Raw genomic sequence first — 22,822 nt, 5'->3', positions numbered from 1 at the left:
CGATCGCGTCCAGCTCGTACAACTGACCGTGCGTCGAGCTGCCCGTCGTCGTCCGCGCCATCAACATCACGGCCGCGATCCCACAGCACAACCCGGCCAGCACGTAGAGCGCGACCGTGTGCCGCTGCACCTTGATCCCGGCCAGGCGAGCCGCCTCGGCGTTACCGCCGACCGCGAACGTCCGGCGACCGAACGTCGTCCGATTCAGCACCACCCAGCCAACCGCGGCGACCAGCAGGAAGATCCAGACCAGAACCGGGACGCCGATCAGCGAACCCCCGAAGAAGTCGACAAAGGAGTTGTTCGACACGATCTGCGTCCGCCGGTCCGAGATGATCTCGGCCAGACCGCGAGCGCCGGCCAGCATCGCCAGCGTCGCGATGAACGGCACCACCTTGCCGTAGGCAACAAGCAACCCGTTCACCAGGCCACACGCGGCGCCCACCAGCAGCGCCGTGCTGACCATGAAGAACCAGCCGAAGTCATTGGCCAACTGCTGCGTGGCCAACGTGGTCGCCCACACCGACGCCAGCGCAACCATCGCACCGACCGACAAGTCGATCCCGCCGCCGGTGATCACGAACGTCATCCCGATACTCACCACGCCGATCACAGCGGCCAGCCGCAGAATCGTCAGCACATTCGCGCCGGTCGCAAACGTGTCCCCCGCCGTCACGACCCCGACGACACACAACAACACCAGCGCCACGACCAGACCGAGGTTGCGGCCCGCTCCGGTCTTCAGCAGATTGCCGACGGCCGGCCGCGGCGATGTGGCGGAATCTTGGACTGCCGGCGGATCGACAGTCGCCTGCGAAGGCGCTGCACTTCTCACTTCCTCACTCACGCTGGGCTTCCTTCCATCACCAGGTCGAGGACCCGGTGCTCGTCGATGTCTTGCGCGGGCCCCGTGTGGACGGCTCGCCCCTCCCGCATGACGATCACCCGGTCGGCCAGACCGAGTACTTCTTCCACCTCGCTGGAGACCAGGACGATGGCGACTCCGCTCGCGGCGAGCTTTCGGACCAAGGCGTAGATCTCGGAGCGGGCTCCGACATCGACGCCGCGGGTCGGCTCGTCGAGGAGGAGGACGCGGCAGTCGCGGAGCAGCCAGCGGGCCAGGACGACCTTCTGCTGGTTGCCGCCGGACAGGTTGCGGACCGGGCGCTCGACGCCGGCCGGCCGGACGTCGAGGGATTCGGCGAGTTCGGCGGCGGCGTCCCGTTCGGCGCGGCTGTTCAGGAAGCCGGCGCTCGCGAAGCGGCCCATGGTCGAGACGGTGATGTTCTTGAAGACGGCCTCGTCCATCAGCAGCGCCTGGCTCTTGCGTTCTTCGGGGGCGAGGCCGACGCCGGCCGCGACCGCGGCTTGGACCCGGCCGGGTCGGAGCTGTTTGCCGTCGACCTGGACGGATCCGGTCGTCGGCCGGCGGGCGCCGTACACGGTCTCCAGAATCTCGGAGCGGCCCGAGCCGACCAGCCCGGCCAGGCCGAGGATCTCCCCGGCGCGCACCTCGAACGAGATGTCGGCGAACTCTCCGGGGCGGCTCAGGCCGTCGACGGCCAGGACGGTCGGGGCGGTGGTCAGGACCTCCTGCCGGGGCGGGAAGACGTACTCGATCGATCGGCCGGTCATCAGCCGGATCAGCTCCTGGGTCGGGGTCTCGCGGGCGTGCAGGCCGGTCGAGACGGTGGCGCCGTCCTTGAGGACGGTGACGCGGTCGCCGATCTCGCGGATCTCTTCGAGCCGGTGCGAGATGTAGACGACGGCGACGCCGCGCGCGGTCAGGCCGCGGATCACCCGGAACAGGTTCGCGACCTCTTCCGGGTCGAGGACGGCGGACGGCTCGTCCATCACGATCAGGTGCGCGTCACGGGAGAGCGCTCTCGCCATGCTCACGACCTGCTGGCCCGCGGCGGGCAGCGAGCCGACCTCGCGCTGGACCGGGATCTCGCCGTGGCCGAGGCCCTCGAGGATCTCCCGGGCCCGCGTGTTCGCCTCGTGCCGGCGGCTGAACCCGAAGGACGACGGCTCGTGGCCGAGGAAGATGTTCTCCGCGACCGAGAGGCCGGGCACCAGGTCGAGCTCTTGGTAGATCGCGGCGATCCCGCGGTCGATGGCGGCGGTCGGGCTGTTCAGCTGGACCTCGTCGCCGTTGATCCGGATCGTGCCGGCATCGGGCTGATGGGCCCCGGTCAGGACGCGGATCAGCGTCGACTTACCGGCGCCGTTCTGGCCGAGCAGGCAGTGCACCTCGCCGGCCCGGACGTCCAGATCGACGCCGTCGAGTGCCCGGACGCCGGGGAACTCCTTGACGATCCCCGTCATCGTGAGCAGATCCGTCATTGCGCAACCCCCTGATCAGCCCGGCCGATCACGGTCGGGTCGACGAACACCTGGTCGAGTGCGATCTGGGCGCCGCCGCGGACCGCGGCCGCGAAGCCGAGTTCCGAGCGGACCACCCGGCAGCCGCCGCCGTCCGGCGCGATCACGCGATCGCGGATCGCGATCTCCAGCGGCTCCTTCAGCCACGGGCCGAGGGCGGCGAAGTACCCGCCGAGGACGAGTACGTCCGGGTTCAGGATGTTGACCAGGATCGCGCCCCCGATCCCCAGCCAGGCGCCGACGTCCCCGAGTGCGGCCAGCGTCCGCGCGTCCCCCGCCTCGGCCCGCTGGGTGATCCCGGCCAGCCGCTGCTCGACGTCCAGCGACGGGTCCCGGACCGGGTCGTCGACATCCGTTGCCTGATGCAACAGTGCGCTCAACCCGACGACGGTCTCCCAGCAGCCGGTCCGTCCGCAGCCGCACGTCCGCCCGGGCGGCGCGACCGGCATGTGCCCGACCTCACCGCTGTAGCCGCGGCCGCCGCGCAGCAAGTGCCCGTTCGACACCATGCCGCCGCCGACGCCGACCGCGCCGGTGAGCAGCACGAGATCCTGCACCGGGCCGTCCTGCCGCAGTTCGGAGTACGCCGCCAGAGCCGCGAGGTTCGCCTCGTTGTCGATCAGCAGCGGGTACGCCGGGTCGTCGAGCCGCGCGCGCATCTCGTCGGCGACCGCGACCGGCCCCCAGCCGAGGTTCGGAGCCAGGCTCAGCGTGCCCTCGTCCTGCACGAGGCCCGGGACGGCGAGGGTGACGCCGGCGAGCTGCCCGTTCCGGGCGTCGACGGCCGCGATCGCCTCGCGGATCAGCTCGGTCAACCGGTCCAGCGTCGCGCCGGGGTCGAGGTGTGCGACGTCGACCGGGACACGACGCTCCAGGACGGGCTCACCGGACAGGTCGAGGGCGGTGACGGCGAGATAGTCGACGTTGATCTCGGCGCCGACGCCGCAGACGCCACTGCCGTCGAGCTCGACCAGCTGGCCGGGACGGCCGAGGGCGCGGCTTGAGTCGGCGGAGCCTTCGCGGAGCAGGCCGCGCTCGACCAGCTCGGCGACCAGGCTGCTCACGGTCGCCTTGTTCAGACCGGTGTCGGCGGCGATCCGGGCCCGGGACTTCGGGCCGGACTCGCGGATGTGCCGGAGCACCACGGACAGGTTGTTCCGGCGCAGCGAGACGTGGTCGGCGGCGACCGCGCGATCCCCGGGACGACGCCCTTCGGTCAGTGTCACCTCGCCCCACCCCACCCTCTACGCTGTGAGCCCAGTCACAGACTTTGTCTGTTGAGCCAACAAACTAAGTTTCCGCGAGATTACCGTCAAGGGGTTGTCACGATCGATTTCTTGCAACACCCTGTTCACAATTTGCTACTCTCCGCCCTCCCAGGAGACCGCCCATGAGACTCTCCCGTCGTACCCTGCTCGCCACCACGGCCGCGACCGCGGTGGCCGGATCCCTGCCCCAGTTCAGTTTCGCGGCCAGTCCACCCGGTGACGTCGTCGGCAAGGTGACCGTCGGCTACCAGGGCTGGTTCGCTTGCGCCGGCGACGGCGCCCCGATCAACGGCTGGTGGCACTGGAGCCACAACTGGGGCCAGCCGCCATCTCCCAGTAACACCGCGATCGTCAGCTGGCCCGACGTCCGCGACTACACCGCGACGTACCAGACGGCGTACTCGAACCTCGGCAACGGCCAGCCCGCGCGGCTGTTCTCGTCGTACGACCAGCAGACCGTCAACACGCATTTCCAGTGGATGCAGGCCAACGGCTGCGACACGGCCGCCCTGCAGCGGTTCAACCCGACCGGCGGCGAAGGGCCGACCCGGGACGCGATGGCCGTCAAGGTCCGCCAGGCCGCCGAGCAGTACGGGCGGAAGTTCTACATCATGTACGACGCCACGGACTGGGCGAACATGCAGTCGGAGATGAAGACCGACTGGATCAACAAGATGAGCGCGTACACGTCGTCACCGGCGTACGCGCGACAGAACGGCAAACCCGTGATCTGCATCTGGGGCTTCGGTTTCAACGAGCCGAACAAGGCCTGGCCGGCCTCGGTCTGCCTGGATGTCGTGAACTGGTTCAAGAATCAGGGCCTGTACGTGATCGGCGGCGTGCCGACGCACTGGCGGCGCGGCGTCGAGGACTCGCGGGCCGGATACCTCGATGTCTACCACGCGTTCAACATGCTCTCGCCGTGGATGGTCGGCCGGATCCAGGACGTCGCGGGCGCGGATCACTACTACAACAACGTGAATCAGCAGGACCAGGCCGACTGCAACGCCCATGGGATCGACTACCAGCCGTGCGTGATCCCCGGTGATCTGCAGTCCGGGCACCGGCGGCACGGCGATCTGATGTGGCGGCAGTTCTACAACCTCACACGGGTCGGCGTCCAAGGGCTCTACATCTCGATGTTCGACGAGTACAACGAGGGCAACCAGATCGCCAAGACCGCGGAGACGTCCGCCTGGGTGCCGAACGGGTCGAACATCCGCGCCCTCGACGAGGACGGCACGGCCTGTACGTCGGACTACTACCTGCGGCTCACCAACGACGGCGGCCGGATGTTCAAGGGCCAGATCCCCTTGACCGCAACGCGTCCGACGGTGCCGTGGCCCGGTCAGGGTCCGGTCGGCGGCGTGACGTTCTACGAGCACATCGACTACGGCGGCGCGGCCTCCTCGCTGCTTGCCAAGGGCAACTACACCCGTGCGCAACTGGTGGCCGCAGGGGTGCAGGACAACTGGGCGTCGTCGGTCAAGGTGCCGGCCGGCTGGACCGTCACGATCTTTGCCGAGGACAACTTCGGCGGCCAGTCCTGGGCGCGGACGGCGGACACGCCGAACTTCGTCGTGCTGACCCCGAACGCCAATGACCAGTTGACGTCCTGCCGGATTACCTAGAACAACTCCATGCTGTCCCCGGCGGCGGTGATGACCGGGTTCTCCAGGTAGAGACGGCAGGCGATCGCGTGCCCGGCGCAGGTGAGCAGCGCCGGGCCCGCGGCGTCCACGACGCGGTAGGCGACCGGATGCTTGCACCGCTCGACGGCGCCTTCGTTGGTCTGGTTGCAGCCGAGGATGTGACAGCTGACGGTCTCGCCGACGTTCATCAGCGTGAGGCCGTGGTCGGGGCAGACGCCCCAGCCGACGCCGCAGGTCTCGCCGTCGTTCGCGGCGAGGCGGACCAGGCTGCCCGCAGTCGCCTCGAGTTTGCCGGCCAGGGTGCGGAAGGTGCTGGCCGCCTGGTCGAGCTCGCGGCGGAACTCCCGCAGGGCAACGGACTCCGGCATGCCGCGGGTGGCCGCCTCCAGGTTCTCCGACAGCGACATCGCGGCGACCGCGATCTCGTCGACGCGGACCGGCGTACTGAACTCGCCCAGCGCCGGCACCTCGACGCGCCCGATCGGCCGCTCCGACCAGTGCGGCTCCGGGGGCGTCTCCCCCGCGTCCGGCCCGGCAACCGGCCGCTCAGCGGCCGGTGGCTTCGTTTCCGCGGCCGCCCGCTGGAGGCGAGGACGACCGTTCGGTTCCACGGTGTCGTCGGCCCCGGGCCGGCTATCCTGCGCTGTCCGCCCGTTCATGCAGCCTCACTCCTGTGCCTGGCTTGCGCCATGCCCGCCCCCTGTTGTGCTTCGGTGGCCGATCGTCCCACGTCATCGCCGGTTCAGCCAGAGGAAATCACCGAGCGTCACCCAACGCTCTGCGCCCTTTGCACTGCGCAACGAATCGCCGCCCCAGACCTTCCCTGGTTCCCGGTCCGGGCGCCCGGCAATCACAGCCGGGAAATTCCTCAACGCCGCTTTAACATTTCCGAACGCTCGGTGATTGACGGTGACAACGGGTCAGGACGCCGGTCCCCTTCGGCCTGCGCCGCACCTTGTCGCCCTGATCGAAGGAACGTGTCGTCTCGATCGAAAGGGTTGAGTTCCCCCGGGCCCGGCGGTCGACTGTCTACATCGATTTACCGCCATCCCCGCCCCGGAGGACGCGTCATGTATCGATCTCTCGCAGTCATCACAAGCGCCGTGCTCGCGCTCGGCGCTGCGACCGTCGTCGGTCCGGCGCAGGCCGCGCCCGGCGAACGGACCATCACCTATCAGGGCTATCAGGTCGCCGTCCCGAAGTCCTGGGCGGTCGTCGACCTGGCCGAGGATCCAACGGCCTGCGTGCGTTTCGACCGGCCGGCCGTCTATCTCGGCACGCCCGCCGCACAGCAGAACTGCCCCGCCCACCTGGTCGGCCGCACCGCCGGCCTGATCCTGGAACCGCTGGCCGGTTCCGCACCCCGATCGGCCGCGGTGGCCGCTCGTACCAGCTCGGCGGCCGCGGCAGCGCCGTCCGCCGACAACCAGATCCAGGTCGGCGTCGAGGACGCCGGCGTCCTGGTGACCGCCGTCCACAGCTCGGCCGAGGACGAGGCGTCCGTCCGCCGGATCCTCGACCGCGGGGTGGTGACGTCGAAGGCGAAGGCGTCGAAACTCGTGGCGCCGAAGGCCGCCGCGGTGGCGCCGGCCGCGACGGTCGTTGCCCCTGGCACCTTGATCAACCAGCGCGCCTTCGACGCCTGTGCGGCGCCGTCGCTGGGTGCCATGAACGCGTGGAAGGCCTCGCCGTTCAAGGCGGTCGGCATCTACATCAGCGGTGCGTCGCGGGCCTGTGCACAGGGCAACCTGACCGCGTCCTGGATCACGTCGAACGCCAACAATGGCTGGACGTTCCTCCCGATCGACGTCGGTCTGCAGGCCAACTGCACCAGCTACAGCCGGAAGATGTCCCTCGACCTCGCCGTGGCCCGCAATCAGGGCTGGGACGCGGCGGGCGCCGCGGCGCAGGCGGCGCAGAACCTCGGGCTCGCCCCGGGGAGCGCGCTCTACTCCGATATCGAGAACTACAACAGCAGCAATATCGCCTGCCGGGACTCGGTGCTGTCCTACGTCACCGGCTGGACCGAGAGATTGCGCTCTCTCGGGTATCTCAGCGGCGTTTACAGCAGCGCCTCGTCCGGCGGCCGCGACCTGGCCAACGCGGCCGGCAACCCCCGCTGGCTGGTGCCGGACCACCTGTGGTTCGCCTGGTGGAACAACCGCGCCGACACCGACAGCGGAACGTACTTCCCGGCCAGCGCGTTCTCGAACCACCAGCGCGTGCACCAGTACATCGGTGACCACAACGAGACCCACGGCGGCGTCACGATCAACATCGACAGCAACTTCGTCGACGTCGCCGGCGACCCGCCGCCGCCGATGCAGAACGGCTCCTATCGAATCAAGGCCGAGGTCGGCGGTTTCGACCTCGACGTCCAGGACTGCCAGTCCCAGAACGGGGCGAATGTCCGGATGTGGGACCGGATCCTGACCAGCCCGTGCCAGAAGTGGAACGTCGTCCGCACCAGCGGCAACACGTTCAAGATCATCGACGGCAACACCGGCAAACCCCTCCAGGTGGCCGGTTGCGGCACCGCCGACGCCACTCCCGTCGACCTGTGGGACGACAACGGCCAGGCCTGCCAGACCTGGTCCATCGAGCCGATCATCGGCGGCGCCTACAAGATCATCGGCACCGCCTCCGGCGACTCCCTCGACGTGGCCGGCTGCTCGGCCGCCCGCGGCGCCGACGTCATTATCTGGCCCTTCCACGGCGGCTCCTGCCAGCGCTGGTACTTCAGCCCCGTGTAACCGGCAATTCACTCACCGTCGGCGATCGGACGGACCGGGAAAGCAACTTTTCCCGGTCCGTTCGGCTTTACACCTGTGCGGCATTGCGTTTGCAGCTTTTGACATCAGGCCCGGAGAAGCGGAGTGGACCGTAATTCTGCAATACTCCGGCCACTGTCACTCTGAGACCCTTGGGGGGGTCCTCTTGAAGTTCCGCCCTGCCCACTTGCTGCGCGTGGCCGTCCCAGCGGCGCTCATCGCAGGCTCGCTGGTCGTGCTGACCAGCTCGTCCGGCTCCGCCGCCGAAGAACCCAAGGCGTACGAGCCGCCGTTCAAGAACCGGCACCTGCCGGTCGGTAAGCCGGCGTACGAGCCCAATGCCGTCGTCGTCAAGTTCAAGAAGTCCGCGACCACCTCGAAGCGCAAGGCCGTGCTCTCGAAGTACCGGACCACCACCGAGGACTCCGTCTCAAACTCGACCGTCCGGATCACCGGCGACACCGCCGCGCCGGAGCTGCTGAAGAAGGTCAAGGCCGACCCGGCCGTCGAGGTCGCCCAGCTCAACTACGTCCGGACGGCGGACGCCGTGCCGAACGACCTCTACTACCCGATGTACGCACCGGGCTGGGGTCAGGCGAACGCGATGAACACCATCCGGATGCCGCAGGCGTGGGATCTGTCGAAGACCAACGGCAGCCAGATCGTCGCCGTGCTGGACACCGGCGTCGACCTCGGCCACCCGGATCTGGCCGGCCACCTGGTCCAGGGCTTCAACGCCCTGTCGCCGGCCCGGCCGAACAACCCGACCGACGACGAGGGCCACGGCACGATGACGCTCGGCATCATCGCGGCCGGCGCCAACAACCAGATCGGCACCGCGGGGATCGGCTGGAACGCCAAGGCGATGCCGGTCAAGGTGCTGAACAGCCTCGGCCAGGGCTACGACCAGGACATCATCGAGGGTCTCGACTGGGCGGTCGCGCACGGCGCCAAGGTCGTGAACATGTCCTTCGGCAGCGCCGTCGAGGACGGCACGCTGCTGCACGAGGCGATCAAGCGCGCGTACGCCAAGGGCGTCGTGATCGTCGCCTCCTCCGGTAACAACGGCGGCGGCGAGCTGCGCTACCCGGCGTCGTACCCGGAGGTCATCGCGGTCGGCGCGACCGAGCACGGCGGCGCGCTGACGAGCTTCAGCAGCTACGGCGACTGGGTCGACATCGCGGCTCCGGGCTACCGGATCCTGACCACCGGCTCGCGGGCGTTCACGGACCCGGGCGACGACCCGGTCTGGTCCTGCACCGGTACGTCGTGCTCGGCCCCGATCGTGGCCGGAGTGGCGGCGATGGTGAAGAACAAGTGGCCGACGTACACGCCGGCTCAGGTCGCGGCGCGGCTGAAGAGCACCGCGCGGGACGCCGGCGCCCGGGGCAACGACCCGTACTACGGCGCGGGCATCCTGGACGCGTACGGCGCGCTCGGCGGCCGGTTCACGACGGACTTCGCCGCGGCCGGCGTCGACGGCAACGACCAGCCGGCGCGGGCGACCGCGATCAACACCAGTGGTAGCGGGTCGGCGATCGTCGAGGGTGACGTGGACTGGTTCAAGGTGAGCGGTGCAGCCGCGACGCGCAATCTGCGGGTGTCGGTGACCGGTCCCCGGTTCGACGAGTCGGCGCAGATGCTGAACTTCGCGCCGCGGGTCGATGTCTACAACAGCTTGCTGCAGTCGATCGGCTCGGCGGAGAACCCGTTCCCGCAGATCGACCCCGACGGCAACCCGCTGTGGGGGCCGCTGACCGCTACGGCGAATGTCAGCGCGCCGGCCGGCGACGTTTACATCGCCGTCCGGAACTCCAACGGCTCGCGGGACGGCCGCACGTACTCGGTCAGCGTGACCGAGGCCGGAACGGGCGGTGCGACGCCCGCCACGGACTACACCGCGTTCGACGCGCAGCCGGCGGACAGGGCGGCCGGAGTGGCTGTCGCGGTGAAGCCGTCGATCACGTTCGCTCGCGGCGCCGAGGCGGCCACGGTGTCGGCGACGACGGTCCGGCTGGTCAACGCCAAGACCGGTGCCGCGGTGGCAGCGACTGTCGACTACACGGACGCGACCAAGACTGCGGGCCTGACGCCGACGGCTCCGCTGTTCGACAACGTGACGTACCGGATCATCGTCAACGGCGTGCACGAAATGAGTGCGCCGATTCCGATGCCGGAGTTCAGCAGCGTGTTCACGACCGTCGACCTGGCGCCGCCGGCGCTGGAGACGTTCGACGCGAGCGGGTCGTTCCAGAAGGCCAACCTGGGCTGGAAGATCCCGGCGCTCGCCGACCTGGACCAGATCGTCGTCCGGCGCAACACCGGCGGCAAGTACCCGACGCCGACCACCGGTACGGTCGTCTACTCGGGTACGGCGTCCAGCTTCCAGAACGTCGGTCTGCCGCAGGGCGCGACGTACACCTACGTGGCCTGGGTCAAGGACCGCAGCGGCAAGCTGAGCGCCGGTAAGGGCACCCAGCTGGTCGGGGCGAAGTCGGGGATCTCGACCACGTCGACCAAGCTGAACTACGGCGGCACGATCACGCTGAAGGGCAGCACGCTCGACATCAACAAGAAGGCCTACCCGGGGCTGCCGCAGAACATCTACTACCGGCCGGTCAACGGGACGACCTTCAAGCTGCTGAAGAGCCTGGGCTCGTCGTCGACCGGCACGGTCAGCTACGCGTTCAAGCCGCCGTACTCGGCCGTCTACATGCTGACGTTCCCCGGTAACGGCGACCTGATGGGCACGCGGACCAACGACATCACCGTCCTGGTCACGCCGACCATCTCGTCGACGCTGTCGCCGTCGTCGATCAAGCTGGGCAGCTCGACCAAGCTCAGCGGCGTCGTCGCCCCCGCGCACAGCGGCAAGTCGGTGCAGCTGCAGCGGCTGGTCGGCAAGACGTGGACGGCGGCCGCCTCGGTCAAGCTGAGCTCGACCGGCGGCTACGCGTTCGGCATCAAGCCGACCGCGAAGGGCAAGATCGCCTACCGGGTCTACTTCCCGAGCGACGGCGACCACACCCTGGCCTACAGCGCCATCCGGACGCTGACCATCACCTGATGCGTTAGCTCCACCAACAGCACGCCCCGGCCACTGCGGCCGGGGCGTGCTGTCGTTTCACGGGTTGTAGTGCTGGACGGCACCGCCGCGGGAAAGGTCGGTCAGTGTATGGGCGATCGCTCTGGCTTCGGCCAGCGTTTCCGCCAGGTCGAGCGTGGTCAGCTGCCGGTCGCGGACGACGACCTGACCGGCGACCAGGACTGTGGTGACGTCGCTCGGGCGGACCGAGTAGACGAGCGCTGCGCGTGGGTCGTGCAGGGGCTGATTGTGCGGCCCGGAGAGGTCGAGGAGAGCGATGTCGGCCTGCCGGCCCGGCTCCAGAGCGCCGAGCGTGTCGGGCTGGTTGGCCGCGGCCGCACTGCCGCGGGTCGCCAGCCGGATGGTGTCGGACAGGGTCATCCACTCGGCATCGTCTTCGCGGTGCTTCTGGGTCAGGGCGACCAGGCGGATCGCCTCCCAGACGTCGAGTGTGTTGTGCACGGCGGCGCCGTCGGTCCCGATCCCGACCCGGATCTTGGCGGCCTGGAGTTGCTTGATCGGGGTGACCTCGCCCATCGCGAGCTTCAGGTAGACCTTCGGGCAGGTGGCGACCGTCGTCCGGCCGGCATGGCGTTCGAGGATCGGCAGATCGGCGGCGCGGATACCGCAGCCGTGCGCGATCAGGGCTCCGGCGTCCAGAACGCCCGTCCGGTCGAGGATCTCGATCGGGGTCGCCTGGTGTTTGTCGAGCGAGGCCTGGGTCTGGTCGTCGGATTCGGCCGCGTGCAGGTGGATTCGGAGTCCGTCCGCGCGGGCGACGTCCGCAGTCCGGCGGAGGTCGTCGTCCGAGACTGTGTAGGTCGCATGCGGGCCCAGGCCGGCTGTGATCCGCGGATGCAGCGTGGCGAGCTCGCGGGTGGTCGCGATGGCGGCGTCGATACCTTCGGCGCCCAGTGAGGAGAAGTACGTCGGGGCGAGGTCGGCGCGGATACCGGACTCGATGGCGGCCTGGGCGATCTGGTCGGCGTGGAAGTAGTGGTCGACGAACGTCGTCACGCCGCCGAGGAGCATCTCGGCACATGCCAGCCGGGCGCCGGCCCGGACGCGCTCCGGCGTCAGGTTGACCTCCATCGGCCAGATCCGCCGGTTGAACCAGTCGTCGATCGAGAGGTCCTCGGCGGCGCCGCGCATCAGCACCATCGGGCTGTGCGTGTGCGAGTTGATCAGGCCTGGAACAGCCAGCAGCCCGCGCCCGTCGATGACCTCGCCTGCGCCTGGGCGGTTCCCGGTCGGGACCACCGCGGTGATCCGGGTGTCATCCAGGTGGATGTCCTGGGCCGTCTCGACCGTGCACTCCCCTGCTTCGGGGACGACCAGGACGTCGACGTTCTGGATCAGCATGGGTCAACGGTAGGTGAGGCGTTCGCGCCATTTCTCCATGGCTTGCTGCAGTCCTTCGCTGACCAGGTCGAGGAGCTCGGCGGAGGCGCCGAAGCGCACGCCGGCCGGGGTGTCCGGGCCGAGGACTTCGGCGGCATGGCGGGACTGGGCGGCCAGGGCGTTGTTCATCTGGACGGAGGCGAGGACGCTGCGCAGCCAGATCTCGTCGTCGACGACGTACCGCTCGCGGCGCTCGCCCGGGTCGCGCTCGCGGCGCAGAATCCCTTGCTGCTCGAGGAAAGCGATCGCGTGCGAGATCGAGGCGGGGCTGACGCGGAGGCGCTGGACGAGGTCGCCGGCGGTGAGCGTGCCGGAGTCGGTGAGATAGAGGCAGGTCAGGACGCGCGCCTCCATCTTGGGCAGCCCCTGGGCGATCAGCAGCTCGGTGAAGGACTCCGCGACACCGCGGACCGCCTCCGGGTCGCGCCCGTACTCGTCGGCCATGATCGGCGGGGCGACGACCGGCGCCTGCTTCTGCCGTCGGGCCCGGTCGCGGGTGTCGGCATCGGCGCGATCGGCGGCGTACCCGGCCGGACCGCCGTTGCGGGTGACCTCGCGCATGATCGTCGACGCCGGCCGGTCGAGCCGGCGGCCGAGCTCGGCGTACCCGAGCCCCGCGGCCAGACCCGCGGCGATCTGCCGCCGGTCGTCCTGGGTGAGTCTGCCTCCGGGCATCCGCGCCGGCCTCCTCGTCGTCGGTCGTCCGGCCCAGTATGCATTCACTCCCAGCTCATTGCAATGCAAGATCTCGGTCAGCATTGCATTTACTCTCAGGATCATTGCAATGCATCTTGGTTTCACGCTTGCCTCATAGGGTTTTGCCTTCGCATATGTGTTGACTGATCTCTAAACGCAACGTACTGTTCTCGTTGTTCGGAGATTCGCAAACAAACTTGAGGAGCTTGCCATGGCGCAGCTGACGATCCCCGTCGACGACACCGCACTGGCGGCCGCCGACACCGGCGGCAGCGGTCCGGCCGTCGTCTACCTGAACGGCGCATACGCCGACCAGTCGCACTGGCGGCGCGTCGTCACCGAGCTCGGCGACGGGTTCCGGCACATCACGTTCGACGAGCGCGCCCGCGGCAAGTCGAAGCAGTCGGCCGACTACTCGTTCGAGGCCTGCCTCCGCGATGTCGATGCCGTCCTGGCGGCAACCGGCGCCGAGCGGCCGATCCTGGTCGGCTGGTCGTACGGCGCAACCACCGCGGCGCACTGGGCGGCGCGGAACGCCGACCGGGTCGGCGGCGTCGTCTGCGTCGATGGCGCGATGCCGTACGGGCTGACCGGCGCGGAGGGCGAGGAGCGGATCCGGCAGCTCTTCCACAAGATGCGGTTCCTGCTGCCGCTGGTCCGGCCGTTCGGGATGGCGGCCCGGATGTCGGCGGCCGAGCACGCCGAGGTGAACATCGAGATCAACGCGATCGTCGACGCGATCGCACCGGTTCTCGACCAGGTCACCTGCCCGGTCCGGTACGTCCTGGCCACCGGTGGCAACCTCGGCGGCGGCGACGAGGAGATGGAGGCCGCCCGCGCCTCACTCGAGCCGGTCCTCGCGCGGAACCCGAACATCCTGATCAGCGCGAAGGTGCCGAGCAATCACTCGAAGATCCTCCGCAAGGACTTCGCGGCAATCGCCGCCGCCGTTCGCGAAGTGGCCGCGCTGACCGCTGCCCAGCACTGATCTCACCACCACTCACGAAGGAGAAACCATCATGACCAGCACGCTCACCGACCACGACAAGCAGACCCTGCGCACCGCGGCGTACGGCGCCGTCTCCCTGCTGGCCGCGGCCAGCCCGAAGCCGCACAAGGTCTCCAGCCACGGAACCATTGCGCTCACCTCCGCGACCGGGCTGGTCGGTCACGTCCTGACCGCGAAGTCGCGCGACATCCACCTGACCGGCAAGACCACCGCCGAGCTCGCCGACCAGGTCCTCCCGGCCCTCACCGCGGCGGTCACGCTGCTCACCGAGCACTCCCCCGCCGAGGCCGAGAACTTCCGCAACACCGTCACGCTCGCCCTCCAGGCCGCCCAGCTCCACCTCGGCGCCCCCAGCCCGGTCACCGCCGACATGGAGCAGAAGATCACCGCCGCGCTGAACGCCGCATGACCCCGGCAGCCGGCTCACGCTCGCGGGCGTGAGCCGGTCGGCAAGCCATGGGAACAAGTGTTCGAATCTCATGTATGGTGGCCTCATAGGTGCTGATCTTCAGGGCTCGTTGCTGGACATGTTCGAGGATCCGGAGCTCGGGTCACTCGACGGGGTCACGCGGGCGGAGCTGGGGCGTGGAGCCTGGGTCGACGTGCTGCCGGGCTGGCTGAGCGGGGCCGATCAGGTGTACGAGCGGCTCGCGCGCGACGTGCCCTGGTATGCGGAGCGCCGGCAGATGTACGACCGGGTCGTCGACGTCCCGCGACTGCTCTGCTTCTACGAGGAAAGTCAGGATCTGCCGCTCCCGATTCTGGATGCGGCTCGCGACGCCCTGAGCGCGTACTACGCCGCTGAGCTCGGCGAGCCGTTCCGCACCGCCGGTCTGTGCTTCTACCGCGACGGCCGCGACAGCGTCGCCTGGCACGGCGACCGGATCGGCCGCGGCAACACCGAAGACACCATGGTCGCCATCCTCTCCGTCGGCGAACCACGCGTCCTCGCCCTCCGCCCCCGGCCCGGCAGTATGAGCGGCCCGGTCGGCTCGACAGTGCGCTATCCCTTGGGCCATGGGGATCTGATCGTCATGGGCGGCTCGTGCCAACGCACCTGGGAGCACGCCATCCCCAAAGCCACCGGGCGTATCGGGCCCCGCATCAGCATCCAGTTCCGCCCCCGCGGCGTCCGCTGATCACCTGCTGGATGGCCTTTGCGGCTGCGATGATTCCGCGGTGAATGCGCATGACGGCTGGGCCGGTGTGGACTGGTACGACTTCCCAGATCTTGCTGAGATCAGGGCGCGGCTCGACGCCGGCGCCGATCCGCAGGGCGGTCCCGGTTGGTGGGAGCCGCCGCTGTATATGGCGGCTCAGCGTGGCTCGGTGGAAGTGGTCGCGGAGCTGGCCGGGCGGGTCGCTGAGGTCGACGCGTTGACGCAGGGGCGTTCTGCGCTCTGGGCGGCCGTCGCTGCCGGCCGTTTCGACGCGGCCCGTGCGCTCGTTGACGCCGGCGCGGATCCGTGGCTGCCGATGATGTCCGGTTGGTCGCCGGCGCGGCTGTCGCTGGCGACCGCGGAGCCCGAGCTGTTCGGCGCCGGCGGGTCGCTGTCGCCGAGCCAGTCGGCAGCGGTTGCCGAGGCCCGGCGCCTCCGCGGCGTTCTGCAGTCGCCGGATCTGGATGGATTCAGTCTGGCCTGCGTGGGTGCGATCGACGCCGGGGAGGCGATTCGCCGACTGAAGGCAGAGGTACTGACCGGCGATCCCGAGCAGCTGAAGGCATCTATCGACGAGGATCCGGACGGCCCCGAGTCGCAGCGGACGATGTGGGTGACCGACGTCCCCGGTGGTGTCGTGGTGGCACAGCCGTGGATGTTCGAGGCGCAGTCGGCCGGCGTGATCACAGCGCTGTCGGCGGGAACGATCTGCTACGCGATGTATGCGAACCCGAAGAGCGGAAACCAGGGCAGCGTCGCGCGTGATGGGGAGCTGCTCGAGTGGGACCTTCATCCCGGCGGCGGGCCCGAGGAGGACGAACCCGACGTCCTGTTCGACTACCTCTACGAGAATCACGCCGTGGCGTACTGCTACGCCGTGGCCGGCCTGCGCCCCCAGGACGACCGCTCCCTCGCCGGGCCGCCGGATGCCTGGATCCGCATCGGCTGATGTCAGTGAGGCCGGTGGCAGACGGGAGTGAATTGGCCTGTGGACAACCCGGATCCGGGGTGCGGATCGCGGCATCTTCTAGGTATGGCCTTCCTCGATCTCACCCCGACCTGGACCGACCGCCCGCTCACCGATCCCAGCCACGCCGCCGATGTGGTTGACCTGTTCGTCTCCCAGGGCGACCGCCACCGCGGCACGCTCGTCGCCATCCTCTGCGATCCCGACGCCCATTTCCGGGCATCCATCTCCCTCGAACTCCCCGGCGAATTCACCCACCTGACCGAAGACCTCGATCCACCGGCCGGCTGTCATGCCAACACCAGACAGCTCTGCTTCACCGCCATGGATCCGGTGATCCCTGCCGTTCAAACCGCCCCCGGCACGCGCCTCCTGCTCGCCCTGGGCCGCCCCGGCCCCAGAACCTGCCCCGACCTCGACACCGACTGGGCCACCGCCGCCAACGCCATCTGCCGGGCCGCCGATGTTCCTTTGCTCGGCTTCTACATAGCCACCGCCAACCACATCTACCAACCCACCCCAGCCTCCGCGGTCGCAGCCTGACCCATCGGCTCGATGTCGGTCAACGAAGGGCGATCAGTTCGTCGAGAGCTCGGTGGGCTCGTTCGACGACAGCTGGAACGACGTCGTGATTCCCGTGGCGGATGGGCCATTCGAGCTGGACGAGGATCTGCGTCGCGGTGAGGACCGCAGCGGCTTCCCAGCCGACCAGCTCGAGGATTCGGGTCCGTAAGCGCGTTCGGGCGCCGTCCAGTTGCGGAGTCTGGAAGGTGTGCCACTGGAGGGTGGTCAGATCGGTTGCTCGCGTGCCGCTGCCGGCGTTGCCGATATCCACGACTGCGACCACCCTTCCGTTGCGAACCAGGACGTTGTCGGGCTTGAAATCGGCGTGGACCATGTCGGGTGCTTCGGGTGGCGGCGGGGCGTCGGCGCAGACGTGCCGCACGCGATCGACCAAGGACGACACCGCGGAGGACTGCCTGGGGAGCTCGGCGACGGCCCTCGACAGGTTGGGGGCCAAGTCCTGACCGGATTCCTTGCCGGTGGCGAGCCGCCAGGCATACGACCAGTGGTCATACGGCTCGGTGGCTTGGCCCGCCTGAAGTTCGGTGATCTCGATCAGTTGTCCGACAAGGGAAGGAGTCAGCTCCGGTGCCGGAGTCGCGTCGACGAAGTCCATCAGATGCCAGACATGGGCGGTGGTGGCTCCTACGCCCAGGCAAGCCGGGGTCGGGTAACCGCGCCCACGCATGTGCTCGACCACCCGCTGGGTCCGCAGCGCCTCGTCCAACTGGTTGGCCCGCACTCGAGGCCAGGCCTTCAGCACCGCAGACGCCTGTCCGGCCAGCTGAACGCGCAAAGCGCCGACATCAAAGCCTCCAGGGAGGCGACCGACCAGCGTCACCTCGGTTCCGACCACACCAACGACGTCGTCCAGCACGTCAACCAACGCGGCTTCAGGACGCATGCCCGGCTTCATCAGCTAGAACCAAACGCCACTCGGCCAACTGATCGCCAGCAACCGCCTGTCGACGCACGCAAGCCCATCCCAGCATCATGGCACCTCCCCCCTACCCCCAGCCCGCCATTTCCCCCACCCGGGGGCCGACCACTTCCCCCACCCGGAGCCCACCTCCCCTACCCAGAGCCCACCCTTCCCCTGCCCGACCCGACCATCTCCCCCTGCCCGGCGCCCACCTCCCCCGCCCAGAGCCCGCCATTTTCATCGCCTGACCGCGAGGTCATCGCCATCGGCCCGGTGACGGCGCTGCCGGCCGAGCTAGCTGTCGGGGCTCTCGCCGATGCGGCTTCGCCATCCTGCGGCGGCTCCGGTCTCGGCTACGGAGTTGTGGCTGGCCAGCTCGGCCTCCCCCGCCAGCCGCCAGCCGCCAGCTGCTTTGCAACGCCGTGGTGCTCTCAGCTCGGCTCCGGACGGCTGTCGCTCCCGGGGGCGGGTGGGTCGTGCTTCGGAGGGCAATTGGCCCATGTGATGTTGCTTGAAGTGGATCTGCTGGCTGGGCCGCTTGGTTAATAGGCTCGGGGTACCGAGAGAGGGAGGGTGTTATGAGCAGCAAGTGGTTGCCGGCAGCTGGGGCGGGGCGTGGGTTGGCGTTGGCGCAGCTGGCCAATGCGGTGGGTGACGGGGCGTTCGTGGTGACGTCGGCGTTGTTCTTCACGCGGGTGGTGGGGTTGTCGGAGGCTGAGGTCGGGCTGGGGCTGACGGTGGCTTGGCTGGTCGGGTTCCTAGCTGGGGTTCCGCTGGGGAACCTGGCGGATCGGCGGGGCGCCCGTGGGGTCGCTGTGCTGCTGGCGGTGAGTACGGCGGTGTCGGTGTCGGCGTTCTTGTTCGTGCGGAGCTTCCCGCTGTTCGTCATCGCGGCGATCGCCTATGCGTGCAGCCAGACCGGGCTGACGGCGGCGCGGCAGGCGTTGCTGGCCGGGCTGATCGCGCCGGCCGAGCGGACGCGGATCCGGGCGTTCCTGCAAGCGACGGTGAACGGCGGGCTGGCGGTTGGCGCGTTGGCCGGCGGGGTTGCGCTCAAGTTCGACACGGAGGCGGCGTACCTGACGGTGTTCGCGCTGGATGGCGTGAGCTTCCTGCTCGCCGCCTGGTTGTTGCACCGCGTCCCGCGGGTCGCGGTCAGCGTTCGCGTCGCCGGGGAGCCGCGGCTCGCCGTCCTGCGGGACCGGCCGTACGCCGTCCTCGCGCTGCTCAACTCGATCATGTTGCTCTTCATGCCGCTGCTCAGCCTGATCGGCCCGCTCTGGATCGTCACCCGGACGGATGCGCCGAGCTGGGCCGTCGCCTCGCTGATGATCGTGAACACGCTCGGCGTCACGTTCTTCCAGGTTCGCGTGGCCCGCGGCGTCCGTGATCTGCGGACCGCCACCCGCGCGATCCGGTACGGCGGCGTCGCGATGCTGGGCGCCTGCGCAGTGTTCGCCGTCACCGCGCTGGACATGAACAGCTGGGCGGCGGCAGCGACCGTGGTCGTCGCATCGGCGCTGCTGACGCTGGGCGAGATGAAGGCCGCCTCCGGCGCCTGGGAGATCAGCTTCGGGCTGGCCCCGGCCGACAAGCAAGGGCAGTACCAGGGCTTCTTCGGCACCGGCCCGGCGATCGCCCGGATGCTCGGCCCGGCGCTGCTCACCACGGTCGTCCTCGGGTGGGGCCCGATCGGCTGGATCGCTGTGGGTGCACTGTTCCTGGGGACCAGTGCGCTGACTGGTCCCGCCGTAAAATGGGCCGCGCGGACGCGAGCCGTCAGCGTGGACGGTTCGGTCGCGAGCGTCTGAGGAGCCGCATGGACATCCCCGGTCTGGTCGAGGTCACGTCGTACGAGGAACTGCGCGAGATCGTGCCGCCGCCGCTCGGTGCGGCGGTCGACAAGGAGCGCAAGGAGCTGCACCCGCTGGACCGCAAGTGGCTGGCCGCCTCGCCGTTCGTGCTGATGGCGACCGCGGCGGCCGACGGCAGCTGCGACGTCTCCCCGAAGGGCGACCCGGCCGGCTTCACGCTCGTCCTCGACGACACCACGATCGCGATCCCGGACCGGGCCGGTAACCGCCGGGTCGACAGCTTCACCAACATCATCAGCAACCCGCACGTCGGCCTGATCTACTTCCTCCCCGGCCGCACGGACACACTGCGGATCAACGGGCGGGCCCGTCTGGTGCGGGAGGCGCCGTTCTTCGACCAGATGATCGTCAAGGGGAACCGCCCGCAGCTGGCGCTGCTGGTCGAGATCGAGGAGATCTACCACCACTGCTCGAAGGCGTTCCTGCGCTCCAAGCTGTGGAAGCCCGACAGCTGGGACGTCGACGCCGCCCCGAGCCGGGCCGAGCTCGCGCAGGCGCTCGAGCGGCAGGACGCCACGCTCGAGGAGCTGCAGAAGTACTACGGCCAGGAGTACGAGGACAAGATCTACGACGTCAAGTACTAGTACGCCACCGGGCGCAGTACGACGTACTCCGTGGCGACGATGACAGCCGGCGGCGCGGCCCGTACGGTTCCGTAGTGTGAGCAGCACGGTGTGGGCGCAGGTACGGCGGATCGCGCTGCCGTTCGTGTTGTCCGTGATCAGCGTGGCCGGGTCGTTCGGCGCGGCGAACAACAACGAGTACGCGCGGCGTGACCCGGACTGGCTGATGGTCGTGCTGATCCTGATCGGCACGGTGTCGCTGTACTGGCGCCGGAGCCACCTGATCCCGGTGCTGTGGGCAACGGTCGTCGCGACGCTGGTCTACATGCTGCTGCAGTACCCGTACGGCCCGGTCATCTTGGCGTTCGTGATCGCGGTGTTCACCACCATCAGGCTCGGCCACCGGGTGATGGGCTGGTCGGCGCTGGGCGCGCTGTACGTCGGTCACGTCGGCGGGCGGATCGTGCTCGGCATCAATGAGCAGGGCGTCTATCAGATCCTCCTGGTCGGCACCTGCTTCGTCGTCCTCGGCTTCGCTGCGGAGCTGTTCCGCGCCCACCGCGACCGCGTGAACGCCGCCGAACGCACCCGGCGCGAAGCCGAGCTGCGGCAGGCCAGTGAGGAGCGACTGCGGATCGCACAGGAGTTACACGACGTCGTCGCCCACCACATCTCGCTGATCAACGTGCAGGCGTCGACAGCGCTGCACCTGACCGATCGACAGCCCGAACAGGCCGCACCGGCGCTGGCCGCGATCAAGGAGGCCAGCAAGGAGGCACTCGTCGAGTTGCGCTCAATTGTCGGCATTCTCCGACAGACAGATGAGTCCGCGCCAAGACAACCAGTCGCCGGGCTGGAGCGGCTGGAGCATCTGGTCAGCAGAACCGCGATGGCCGGGCTGGAGGTGCACACCGACGTCCACGGTGTGCCACAACCGCTTCCGACCGGGCTGGACCGTGCGGCGTTCCGCATCATCCAGGAGTCGCTGACGAACGTCGTACGGCATGCGAAGGCGACCACGGCGACGGTCCGAATCCAGTACGGCACTGAGACGCTGACTCTGCAGGTCGATGACAACGGGCAGTCGCTGACCGCTCCCCCGGTCGAGGGCAACGGCATCGTCGGGATGCGCGAGCGTGCCACCGCGCTGGGCGGCACACTCGCGGCAACCCGCACCCCCAACGGTGGGCTGCGGGTGGTCGCCGTACTCCCCCTAGCTGGGGAGGCGGACCTGGGAAGGGTTCAGATCAGCGACGCTGGCCGCGCCTAGCAGCGCCATCGTCCGACGGACCTCCTTGGTGAGGATCTCAGCCGCCCGAGCCACACCGCGCTCACCACCGGCCATCAGGCCGTAGAGGTACGCACGGCCGACCAGACAGGCATCTGCGCCCAGCGCGATCGCAGCGACGATGTCGGCGCCGGAGAGGATGCCGGTGTCCAGATAGATCTCCGCATCCTTGCCGATCGCCTTGCGGACGTCGGGCAGAATGCGCAGCGGTGTTGGCGCTCGGTCGAGCTGGCGACCGCCGTGGTTGGACAGGACGATCGCGTCCGCACCGGCGTCGACCACGCGGCGGGCGTCGTCAACCGTCTGGATGCCCTTCACGATCAGCGGGCCGTGCCAGATGGAGCGCAGCCAGGCCAGGTCATCGATGGTCATGGTCGGGTCGAACAGCTTGTCCAGCAGCTCGGCGACCGTCCCGTCCCAGCTGGACAGGGAGGCGAACGTCAGAGGCCGGGTGGTGAGCAGATTGGCCCACCAGGCCGGGTGCATCGACGCGTCGAGCACGGTCTTGGCGGTGAGCGACGGCGGGATGGTGAAACCGTTGCGGACGTCGCGCAGCCGCGCACCGGCGACCGGTACGTCGACGGTCAGCATCAGCGCCTCGTAACCGGCGGCGGCCGACCGCTTGACCAGATCCTCACCGGAGTCGCGGTCCTTCCAGACGTAGAGCTGGAACCACTTGCGGGCATCCGGCGCGGCCGCGGCGACGTCCTCGATGGAGGTGGTGCCCATGGTGGACAACGCGTACGGAATGCCGATCTGCCGGGCGACCTTGACGACGGCGCTCTCGCCCTCATGGTTCATCATCCGGGTGAAGCCGGTCGGCGCGAACGCGAACGGCAACTCGGAGCGGGCGCCGAGGATCGTCGTTCCGAGATCGATCTCGGAGACGTCGCGCAGGATCGACGGCTGCAGCTCCATCTCGGCGAACAGCTGCCGGGCGCGGCGCAGGCTGATCTCCGCCTCGGCCGCGCCGTCGGTGTAGTCGAAGACCGAGCGCGGCGTCCGCCGTCGGGCGATCGCGCGCAGGTCGGCGATCGTGAGCGCCTTCTCCAGCCGGCGCTCGGTCGGGTTCACCGTGATCGGCTTGGCGCGCAGCAGCGGCTTCAGCTCGGACCATTTGGGTAGCTGTCGATCGGTCATCGGGTACTCCGGGAGCAGGCGTCCGTCGTGTGGTCGGACCACAGCCTACCCTGTGGTCCGACCACACGGGTAGAGTC

General features: G+C 69.0%; 19 protein-coding genes. 11 read left to right on the top strand and 8 right to left on the bottom strand.

Translation table 11 applies throughout. The annotated features are described in order from the left end of the window. From HPO96_RS34945 to HPO96_RS34935, 3 genes are all read right to left on the bottom strand, one after another. Positions 1-847, bottom strand: an 847-nt coding sequence (locus HPO96_RS34945; protein WP_337796934.1) for an ABC transporter permease, incomplete at its 3' end; no start/stop codon positions are given. Next, the gene (locus tag HPO96_RS34940; protein WP_202886784.1) at positions 844-2,346 is read right to left on the bottom strand and encodes a sugar ABC transporter ATP-binding protein; all 1,503 of its coding nucleotides are present in this window, start codon (positions 2,344-2,346) and stop codon (positions 844-846) included. The genes HPO96_RS34945 and HPO96_RS34940, both read right to left, overlap by 4 nt. Then, positions 2,343-3,611, bottom strand: coding sequence for an ROK family transcriptional regulator (locus HPO96_RS34935; RefSeq protein ID WP_337796933.1), 1,269 nt, complete (start codon positions 3,609-3,611; stop codon positions 2,343-2,345). The genes HPO96_RS34940 and HPO96_RS34935 overlap by 4 nt, the downstream gene beginning before the upstream one ends. Positions 3,612-3,775: 164 nt before the next feature. Between HPO96_RS34935 and HPO96_RS34930 the strand changes: the two genes are divergently transcribed. Next, the gene (locus HPO96_RS34930) at positions 3,776-5,284 is read left to right on the top strand and encodes a lectin (protein ID WP_171678750.1); all 1,509 of its coding nucleotides are present in this window, start codon (positions 3,776-3,778) and stop codon (positions 5,282-5,284) included. On the opposite strand, the gene HPO96_RS34925 is transcribed toward HPO96_RS34930, so the two are convergent. Beyond that, positions 5,281-5,964, bottom strand: a complete 684-nt coding sequence (locus tag HPO96_RS34925; protein WP_171678749.1) for a hypothetical protein — start codon at positions 5,962-5,964, stop codon at positions 5,281-5,283. The two genes, HPO96_RS34930 and HPO96_RS34925, sit on opposite strands and share 4 nt — an antisense overlap. A 411-nt stretch (positions 5,965-6,375) precedes the next feature. Here HPO96_RS34925 and HPO96_RS34920 point away from each other — a divergent pair, with 411 nt between their 5' ends. After that, entirely contained in the window at positions 6,376-8,058 is a 1,683-nt protein-coding gene (locus HPO96_RS34920) for a glycoside hydrolase domain-containing protein (protein WP_171678748.1), read from the top strand. A gap of 184 nt (positions 8,059-8,242) precedes the next feature. Continuing rightward, positions 8,243-11,143 (top strand): S8 family serine peptidase, encoded by a 2,901-nt coding sequence (locus tag HPO96_RS34915; RefSeq protein ID WP_238355841.1) that lies wholly within the window; start codon positions 8,243-8,245, stop codon positions 11,141-11,143. 57 nt (positions 11,144-11,200) lie between these two features. Here HPO96_RS34915 and HPO96_RS34910 read toward each other — a convergent pair whose 3' ends face one another. Both HPO96_RS34910 and HPO96_RS34905 read right to left on the bottom strand, forming a co-directional pair. Further along, positions 11,201-12,523 carry an amidohydrolase gene (locus tag HPO96_RS34910; RefSeq protein ID WP_171678747.1) on the bottom strand — a complete coding sequence of 441 codons (1,323 nt, stop codon included), beginning with the start codon at positions 12,521-12,523 and terminating at the stop codon, positions 11,201-11,203. 3 nt (positions 12,524-12,526) lie between these two features. Continuing rightward, on the bottom strand, positions 12,527-13,237 hold the full coding sequence (locus tag HPO96_RS34905; protein ID WP_171678746.1) for a GbsR/MarR family transcriptional regulator: 711 nt from the start codon (positions 13,235-13,237) through the stop codon (positions 12,527-12,529). Between the two features lie 232 nt (positions 13,238-13,469). Here HPO96_RS34905 and HPO96_RS34900 point away from each other — a divergent pair, with 232 nt between their 5' ends. The 5 genes from HPO96_RS34900 to HPO96_RS34880 all read left to right on the top strand — a co-directional run bounded on the left by HPO96_RS34900 (position 13,470) and on the right by HPO96_RS34880 (position 16,937). Continuing rightward, positions 13,470-14,246, top strand: a complete 777-nt coding sequence (locus HPO96_RS34900; protein ID WP_171678745.1) for an alpha/beta fold hydrolase — start codon at positions 13,470-13,472, stop codon at positions 14,244-14,246. Between the two features lie 31 nt (positions 14,247-14,277). Next, complete coding sequence (locus HPO96_RS34895; protein ID WP_171678744.1) at positions 14,278-14,676, top strand: hypothetical protein; 399 nt, start codon at positions 14,278-14,280, stop codon at positions 14,674-14,676. Positions 14,677-14,794: 118 nt separating this feature from the next. Beyond that, a complete protein-coding gene (locus HPO96_RS34890) occupies positions 14,795-15,406 on the top strand; it encodes an alpha-ketoglutarate-dependent dioxygenase AlkB (RefSeq protein ID WP_238355840.1) in 612 nt (203 codons plus the stop codon). A 40-nt stretch (positions 15,407-15,446) separates the two neighbouring features. Further along, complete coding sequence (locus tag HPO96_RS34885; RefSeq protein ID WP_171678743.1) at positions 15,447-16,376, top strand: ankyrin repeat domain-containing protein; 930 nt, start codon at positions 15,447-15,449, stop codon at positions 16,374-16,376. Between the two features lie 84 nt (positions 16,377-16,460). After that, a complete protein-coding gene (locus tag HPO96_RS34880) occupies positions 16,461-16,937 on the top strand; it encodes a hypothetical protein (protein WP_171678742.1) in 477 nt (158 codons plus the stop codon). A 19-nt stretch (positions 16,938-16,956) separates the two neighbouring features. On the opposite strand, the gene HPO96_RS34875 is transcribed toward HPO96_RS34880, so the two are convergent. Beyond that, entirely contained in the window at positions 16,957-17,862 is a 906-nt protein-coding gene (locus HPO96_RS34875; protein ID WP_202886782.1) for a phosphotransferase family protein, read from the bottom strand. Positions 17,863-18,458: 596 nt separating this feature from the next. Here HPO96_RS34875 and HPO96_RS34870 point away from each other — a divergent pair. From HPO96_RS34870 to HPO96_RS34860, 3 genes are all read left to right on the top strand, one after another. Next, complete coding sequence (locus HPO96_RS34870) at positions 18,459-19,691, top strand: MFS transporter (RefSeq protein WP_171678740.1); 1,233 nt, start codon at positions 18,459-18,461, stop codon at positions 19,689-19,691. An 8-nt stretch (positions 19,692-19,699) separates the two neighbouring features. Next, positions 19,700-20,338, top strand: a complete 639-nt coding sequence (locus HPO96_RS34865) for a pyridoxamine 5'-phosphate oxidase family protein (protein WP_171678739.1) — start codon at positions 19,700-19,702, stop codon at positions 20,336-20,338. Positions 20,339-20,414: 76 nt separating this feature from the next. Continuing rightward, on the top strand, positions 20,415-21,587 hold the full coding sequence (locus tag HPO96_RS34860; protein WP_337796932.1) for a sensor histidine kinase: 1,173 nt from the start codon (positions 20,415-20,417) through the stop codon (positions 21,585-21,587). Here HPO96_RS34860 and HPO96_RS34855 read toward each other — a convergent pair. Then, on the bottom strand, positions 21,531-22,745 hold the full coding sequence (locus tag HPO96_RS34855; protein ID WP_171678738.1) for an alpha-hydroxy acid oxidase: 1,215 nt from the start codon (positions 22,743-22,745) through the stop codon (positions 21,531-21,533). The two genes, HPO96_RS34860 and HPO96_RS34855, sit on opposite strands and share 57 nt — an antisense overlap. Between the last annotated feature and the right edge of the window lie 77 nt (positions 22,746-22,822).

Source organism: Kribbella sandramycini (assembly GCF_013131805.1).
GTDB classification, from domain to species: domain Bacteria; phylum Actinomycetota; class Actinomycetes; order Propionibacteriales; family Kribbellaceae; genus Kribbella; species Kribbella sandramycini.
Note: the sequence above shows the minus strand (reverse complement) of the source record. Positions and strands in the feature narration are given on the sequence as shown.

Bases quoted from the DNA above. Each gene is read 5' to 3' on its own strand.
- HPO96_RS34900 (WP_171678745.1), top strand. From the start codon at position 13,470: ATGGCGCAGCTGACGATCCCCGTCGACGACACCGCACTGGCGGCCGCC.
- HPO96_RS34855 (WP_171678738.1), bottom strand. From the start codon at position 22,745: ATGACCGATCGACAGCTACCCAAATGGTCCGAGCTGAAGCCGCTGCTG.
- HPO96_RS34930 (WP_171678750.1), top strand. From the start codon at position 3,776: ATGAGACTCTCCCGTCGTACCCTGCTCGCCACCACGGCCGCGACCGCG.
- HPO96_RS34895 (WP_171678744.1), top strand. From the start codon at position 14,278: ATGACCAGCACGCTCACCGACCACGACAAGCAGACCCTGCGCACCGCG.
- HPO96_RS34925 (WP_171678749.1), bottom strand. From the start codon at position 5,964: ATGAACGGGCGGACAGCGCAGGATAGCCGGCCCGGGGCCGACGACACC.
- HPO96_RS34940 (WP_202886784.1), bottom strand. From the start codon at position 2,346: ATGACGGATCTGCTCACGATGACGGGGATCGTCAAGGAGTTCCCCGGC.
- HPO96_RS34890 (WP_238355840.1), top strand. From the start codon at position 14,795: ATGTTCGAGGATCCGGAGCTCGGGTCACTCGACGGGGTCACGCGGGCG.
- HPO96_RS34880 (WP_171678742.1), top strand. From the start codon at position 16,461: ATGGCCTTCCTCGATCTCACCCCGACCTGGACCGACCGCCCGCTCACC.
- HPO96_RS34920 (WP_171678748.1), top strand. From the start codon at position 6,376: ATGTATCGATCTCTCGCAGTCATCACAAGCGCCGTGCTCGCGCTCGGC.
- HPO96_RS34875 (WP_202886782.1), bottom strand. From the start codon at position 17,862: ATGCGTCCTGAAGCCGCGTTGGTTGACGTGCTGGACGACGTCGTTGGT.
- HPO96_RS34870 (WP_171678740.1), top strand. From the start codon at position 18,459: ATGAGCAGCAAGTGGTTGCCGGCAGCTGGGGCGGGGCGTGGGTTGGCG.
- HPO96_RS34910 (WP_171678747.1), bottom strand. From the start codon at position 12,523: ATGCTGATCCAGAACGTCGACGTCCTGGTCGTCCCCGAAGCAGGGGAG.
- HPO96_RS34905 (WP_171678746.1), bottom strand. From the start codon at position 13,237: ATGCCCGGAGGCAGACTCACCCAGGACGACCGGCGGCAGATCGCCGCG.
- HPO96_RS34865 (WP_171678739.1), top strand. From the start codon at position 19,700: ATGGACATCCCCGGTCTGGTCGAGGTCACGTCGTACGAGGAACTGCGC.